The 6,385-nt window shown below is 68.4% G+C and carries 4 protein-coding genes; all 4 read right to left on the minus strand.

Annotated features, from left to right (window positions below; genetic code table 11):
* Positions 1 to 43 precede the first annotated feature (43 nt).
* The 4 genes from trpB to ACWCIA_RS21915 all read right to left on the minus strand — a co-directional run bounded on the left by trpB (position 44) and on the right by ACWCIA_RS21915 (position 6,035).
* The gene (gene trpB / locus ACWCIA_RS21900) at positions 44 to 1,324 is read right to left on the minus strand and encodes a tryptophan synthase subunit beta (RefSeq protein ID WP_454166598.1); all 1,281 of its coding nucleotides are present in this window, start codon (positions 1,322 to 1,324) and stop codon (positions 44 to 46) included.
* The gene (locus ACWCIA_RS21905) at positions 1,272 to 2,003 is read right to left on the minus strand and encodes a phosphoribosylanthranilate isomerase (RefSeq protein WP_454166599.1); all 732 of its coding nucleotides are present in this window, start codon (positions 2,001 to 2,003) and stop codon (positions 1,272 to 1,274) included. The genes trpB and ACWCIA_RS21905 overlap by 53 nt, the downstream gene beginning before the upstream one ends.
* Before the next feature lie 109 nt (positions 2,004 to 2,112).
* Positions 2,113 to 2,913, minus strand: coding sequence for a tRNA pseudouridine(38-40) synthase TruA (truA, locus tag ACWCIA_RS21910; RefSeq protein WP_454166600.1), 801 nt, complete (start codon positions 2,911 to 2,913; stop codon positions 2,113 to 2,115).
* The gene (locus ACWCIA_RS21915; protein WP_454166601.1) at positions 2,910 to 6,035 is read right to left on the minus strand and encodes a FimV/HubP family polar landmark protein; all 3,126 of its coding nucleotides are present in this window, start codon (positions 6,033 to 6,035) and stop codon (positions 2,910 to 2,912) included. The genes truA and ACWCIA_RS21915 overlap by 4 nt, the downstream gene beginning before the upstream one ends.
* Positions 6,036 to 6,385 lie beyond the last annotated feature (350 nt).

Below are 6,385 nucleotides of genomic sequence, written 5' to 3' on the forward strand. Positions count from 1 at the left end.
TCGGTTCGGTAGTCGGTAACAGTGGATTGTGCGTTCAACCAACTCAGCTGAAATCCAACCCCATCCGCTGCGCCACCGTATGCATGTCCTTGTCGCCGCGCCCCGACAGGTTGACCAGGATGAGCTGGTCCTTCGGCAGCGTGGCCGCCAGTTTCACCCCATAGGCGATCGCGTGCGAGGATTCCAGCGCCGGGATGATGCCTTCGATGCGGCAGCAGTCGTGGAAGGCGGCCAACGCTTCGTCGTCCGTGATCGACACATACTCGGCGCGTGCCGAATCCTTGAGCCAGGCGTGCTCGGGACCGACGCCCGGATAGTCCAGGCCCGCCGACACCGAGTGGGTCTCGATGATCTGGCCGTTCGCGTCCTGCAGCAAATACGTGCGGTTACCATGCAGCACGCCCGGGAAGCCCGCCGTCAGCGAGGCCGAGTGCTTGCCCGAATCGAGTCCCTCGCCCGCCGCCTCGACGCCCACGAGCTTCACGCCCTGCTCGTCGATATACGGGTAAAAAATGCCCATCGCGTTCGAGCCGCCGCCGATGCAGGCGACGACGTAGTCGGGCTGGCGGCCCGTCATCTCCGGCATCTGCACGCGGCACTCCTCGCCGATCACCGACTGGAAGTCGCGCACCATCATCGGATACGGGTGCGGGCCGGCCACGGTGCCGATGATGTAGAAGGTGTTTTCGATGTTGGTGACCCAGTCGCGCATCGCTTCGTTGAGCGCGTCCTTCAGGGTCTTGCTGCCCGATTCGACCGGCACCACGGTCGCGCCCAGCAGTTTCATGCGGTAGACGTTCTGAGCCTGGCGCTTGACGTCCTCGCTGCCCATGTAGACCACGCACTCGAGGCCGAAGCGTGCGCAGATGGTGGCGGTGGCGACGCCGTGCTGGCCGGCGCCGGTTTCGGCGATGATGCGCTTCTTGCCCATGCGGCGCGCGAGCAGGGCCTGGCCGATGACGTTGTTGATCTTGTGCGCGCCGGTGTGGTTCAGGTCTTCGCGCTTGAAGAAGACCTGGGCGCCGCCGGCCAGTTCCGACCAGCGCTTGGCGTGGTAGACGGGAGATGGGCGGCCGACGAAGTGCGCCAGCTCGTAGCGGAATTCTTCGAGGAACTCGGGGTCGTGCGAATAGCGCGCGTAGGCGTCGTTCAGCTCGGCCAGCGCGTGGGTCAGCGTCTCGGCGACGAAAGAGCCGCCGTAGGGGCCGAAGTGGCCGCGCGCGTCGGGGAACTGGTAGTCGGTGGTCTGGAACAATGCGGCGGGGCCGCGCTCAGCTTGTGCTTCCTGGGTCACTTCCAGGGCTGCTTCCTGAATCGGTTTCATATGGGTGCTCGCTTTCAATGATGGCATCGGCTGCCCGCACCGCCGCGACGAAGTCGGCGATCTTGCGGGCGTCCTTGATCCCCTTGGACGCTTCGACACCGCTGCTGATGTCGACCGCCCAGGGGCGTACGCGTGCTACCGCCTCAATGGCGTTTTGCACGCTCAAGCCACCACTCAAAACGACCCGAGGCGCGAGCTCTTTTGGAATAACTGACCAATCGAAGACCTTTCCGGCGCCGCCGTAGGCGTCCACGTGGGTGTCGAGCAGGAGGCCCGTGAACCAGGGACTGGCGGCGCGGTATGCGAGCTCGCATTCTAGCAGTTCATTCGGCGCCGTGTCCGGCTTGACGCGGAAGGCCCGCACGAAGGGGCGCTTCACCGCCGCGGCAATGCGCGCGCACTCCTCTGCCGTTTCGTCGCCGTGGAACTGCAGCAGCGCAACCGGCGCAGCATCGACCACCGCCTGGACGGCGTCGACACTCGCATTCACGAACAGCGCAACAGACGAGACATACGGCGGCAGCAAGGGGCCGAGCGCGGCGAAGCGCTCCGGCGTCAGGTAGCGCGGGCTCTTCGGGTAGAACACGAAGCCGAGCGCGTCGGCCCCTGCGTCACAGGCGGCGCGCAGGTCTTCCTCGCGCGTGATGCCGCAGATTTTGATGCGGGTGCGGTGCTGCATATTCCAACCTTTTAGAGTGTCTGACAAATCCCAGGGCAAGGCGCGGGGCCGAGACAGTACGCTAGTACGGCGAGGCCACGCAACGCCGCCATGGGTTTTGTCAGGCGCTCTATAACCAGGGGAGTGGCGAGACTGCCTCCTGCGGCAGTCCCCACTTCGGATCGTAATCGATTTTCGCGAAATACAGGCCGTCGGGCATGAAGGTGGGCGCGGCGGCGTCGCGGTCGCGCGCGGCCAGCACCTCGGCCATCCAGTCCGGCTCGTTGCGGCCGGTGCCGACATAGATCAGCGCCCCGACGATGTTGCGGACCATGTGGTGCAGAAAAGCGCTGGCGCGCACGGTGAAGACGATGATGTCGCCGCGCCGCTCGATGCCGATCTCCTGCATGTCCTTGACCGGCGTATTCGCCTGGCAGCCGGAGGCGCGGAAGGACGAGAAGTCGTGGGTGCCGATCAGGTGGCGGGCGGCGGCGCGCATGCGCTCCACGTCCAGCGGGCGGAACACCCAGCCGGCGCGCCCGGCCAGCAGCGCCGAGGGGTTGGCGTTGTTGTACAGGATGTAATGGTAGGTGCGCGAGCGCGCCGAGAAACGGGCATGGAAATCCTGGCCTTCGGCGTCCGGCGGCACTTCGGCGGCCCAGCGCACGGTGATCGAATCGGGCAGGAAGGTGTTCGTGCCGCGCACCCAGCTTTGCGGGGAGCGGTTCAGCTCCGTATCGAAGTGGACCACCTGCTCGACCGCGTGCACGCCGGCGTCGGTGCGGCCGGCGCAGGTGGTGTGGATCGGCGCGCAGGCGAATTTTTCGAGGGCGATTTCGAGCGCGTCCTGGACGGTGTCGCGCGAAGGCTGTTTTTGATAACCGCTCCAGCCGGTGCCGATGTACTGGAGCCCGAGTGCGATCCGGGTCACGCCAACTGGGCGCGCATGGCGCTGGCACGGCTGGACTGTTCGACGTTCCCACCCTTGATGACTTCGTCGAGCAGCTCGCGCGCGCCTTCCTTGTCGCCGATCTCCTGGTAAGCGATTGCCAGATCCAGCTTGGTTTCCATCTCCATCTGCGCGGCCGTCAGTTCGACGGTGCCGCCCTGCCCGGACTCCGCCGCCGGCTGGGCTGTCAGGTCGAGGTCGTGGCCCGGCAGGTCAAGGTCGAGGCCCGACATGTCGAAACGCGGCGCCGGGGTGCCCGGGGTCGGCATCGGCATGGGCGCCGGCGCCGGCAGGTCGCCCAGGCCGAACGGATCGTCCATCGCGTCTGCGGGTGCGGCGGCCGTGGCAGGCATGGAGGGGGCGGCGGGCTGGCCGAAGTCCATCATGTCGAGGTCGAACAGCGGGTCTTTCGCGGTGTCCGCTTCGGCCTGGACGGGCTGCACCGGTTCCAGATCGAGGTCGGTCGAGCCGAAGTCGAAGACCGGCTCCGGACGCTCGGCGGCCGGGACGGGCTGGGTCGTGTCGGCCAGGCCGAAGTCCATGGCGTCGAGGTCGAACAGCGGATCCTTCAGGTCGCTGGCGGGCTGAGCGTCCGGCGCTTCCGGCAGCGGCGGCAGCTCGAACTCGCGCGCCAGCTGGGCCATGTCGATATCGGTGTTCGGACCGTTCTTCGACAGGTCGATGGCAAGGGCGTCGTCGTCCGTGACCGGCGCCGCGGCCGACGCATTGTCGGGGGTGCCGAAATTCATGTCGAAAGCGAGGTCGTCCAGGCTCTCGCTAGCGGTCGCCACCGGTGCAGGATCGGTTGCGATGTCGAGCGCCGGGGTGCCCGAGGCCGGGTCGAGCGGCGCGAACGGCTCCATGTCGAACTGCAGGTCGGGCACGGCGGTCGGGTCTTCTGCGCGCGCCGCCAGGGTCGGCTCGGTCGCGGAGACGGGCTCGAAGCTCAGGCCGCCGAGGTCGAAGTCGAGCAAGTTGTCGTCCGCCTTGGCGTCCGCCGGGGCCGCGGTGTCGTGCAGTTGCGGCAGCGCGGTCGCCTCGTTCCCCAGCGCGAAGCTGTCGAGATCGAAGCCCTTGTCGAGCGAGGTGCCGGTCACTGCGTCGACGGTCGATGCCGGCTCGATCATCTCCGGGGTATCGTCGCGGCTGCGGAAAGCCTGCTCCAGCTGTTGCGACAGCATGGTCTGCGGGCCGGCTTCGGCGCTCGCCACCGCAAGGCCGGCAGCACCGGCCGCACCGGCACCGGCCATGGCTGCCGCGCTGCCCATGCCGCCGGCTGCGTGCGCATACATTGGGTTGGCCGGGTCGAGCGTGTGACCGAGCGCGGCGGCCTGCGCCCACTCGTCGCCCTTGCCGCCAGTGAGGCTGTACAGTTCGGTCGCCTGGGTTTCGAAGGCGCGCACGTCCTTGCGGGCGGCGTAGATTTCGAGCAGCTTCAGGCGCACCGGGTGGCGGAGCGGATCGTTGCGCAGGGCTTCCTTCAGGATGTCTTCGGCCTGGGTGTCGAAGTTATAGGCCAGGTACAGCTCGGCCTCGGCCAGCGGATCGACTTCGTTGGTGTCGAGCTGGCTGGCCGACGGCGCGAAGCTGGAATTGAACACGCTGTCGTGGGTGTCGACGTTCTGGCCGCCAGTTTCGGCGAACAGCGACTGCGCCGGCTGGGCAGCGGTACCGAGGATGGTCGGGACGTTGGCGGGCGCCGCCTTCGGCTCCACTTTTTTCCGGCGGCGCTGCGACAGGCCGAGCGCGGCCAGCAGCAGCACGGCCGCGCCGGCGCCCAGGTAGGTGATGTTGTCCATTACCGTGTCGGCGAAGCTGGTCTCGGCCGGCTCGGCCGGCGCCGCTTTCGGTGCCGGCTTGATCTTGGGGGCCGCGGCCGGCTGGGCGGGCGCGGCGGCCGGAGGCGTCGCCACGGCGCCCGCTGCTGCGCCAGCCGCTGCAGGCGTTCCGGCGGCGCGCTGGGTCGCGGCGGCGCCGGTCTGGCTCTTGACGGTGATCAGGCTTTCCAGGTCGTTGACGTTCTTCTCGAGTTCTTTCACGCGCTGCTGGGCATCGGCCAGTTCCTTCTCCCTGGCCACCAGGTCTTCGGCGGCGGCGGTGGCGCCGCCCGCCTGCGGCGCGGCTTTCGACAGGCGCAGCTGGTCGGCCGACTCGTTGGCGGCGGTCGGGCGTTCCTGGACCTTGGCCGTGATGCGGCCGGTGGCGCTCTGCCCCGCCTGCGGCTCGCGCGCCGGGGTGCTGGTAGCGACCTGGCCGGCCAGCTTGGCGCGGTAGGCGTTGAAGTCGGCCGCGTGCGCGACGACGGTGCCGTGCGCGTCGCCGGCGTCGAGGCCGCGCAGCGCGTCGGCATTCGGCACCGTCAGGATCTGGCCCGACTTCAGGCGGTTCATGTTGTTGCCGATGAAGGCGTCCGGATTGGCGCGGTACAGGGCGACGAGCATCATGTCGAGCGAGATGTCGACCGGCTTGATGCGGCCGGCGATGCGGCTCAGGGTGTCGCCGCTGCGCACGCGGTAACGCGATGGGGCGGAGCCGGCCACCGGCGCGCGGGCGCCAGGCGCCGCTTCGCCGGGGCTCTCGTCGGTGCGCGCGCTGCGCTGCGGACGGGCGGCGGTCTCGGTTGCCGGCGCCGGTGCCTGCGTGGCGGCGGTGCCGCGCGCGGCGCGGTTGCCGTTTGCAGCCGGGGCCGGCGCCACCTGGGCCGACTGGGTGCTGCGCAGTTCGGCCGGGTCGAGCAGGAAGGTGTATTCGCGCACCAGGCGGCCGTTATTCCAGGACAGTTCGAGCAGCAGGTCGACGAAAGGCTCGTTCAGCGGCTGCGGCGAGGTGATGCGCACGAACTGGCGGCCGCCGCGCTGCTCGACCGCGAAGCGCAGCGACAGCAGGGCCGGATTGAGTTCGATGTTGGCGGCGCGGTAGGCGTCTGCGCTGGCCAGCTTGGCGACCAGGCCGGCCGCTTCGTCGTTCGACACGGAGGTCAGCTCGATCTCGGCGCGCAGCGGCTGGCCGAGCGCGGACAGCACGGTCAGCTTCCCCAGCCCCGCCGCATTCGCCGCCGACGTCAGCAGCACTGCACTTGCGACCGCTGCGGTAAGCGTTTTCAACGCGGACGACATGATCTGTGGGCGGCGGTTCAGTGGCATAGTTGGAGACGAGAAGGTTAGCTGGCGGAAACGACGGTTTCCCGGAGGTCTCAACATAACATCATGCACTGGAGCATGCAAGCTCCACGGGGCGTAGCGAGGTCAAACTGTGGGCTGGATGCGTGTTCGATGACGATTCGATATCGTCGTTATGAAGGTGGAATTATGGGGGTGTTAACAGGTGTGGTTGAATCGCCAAGAGAGTGGCGTACCGTTGATGTAGGGTGGAGGGGGGGGGGGGGGGGGGGGGGGGGGGCGGGCGCCGCGGCCCCGGGCGCCGGGCGGGGGGGAGGGCGGCGCGGTGTCGCCCG

Source organism: Massilia sp. SYSU DXS3249, from assembly GCF_053668055.1.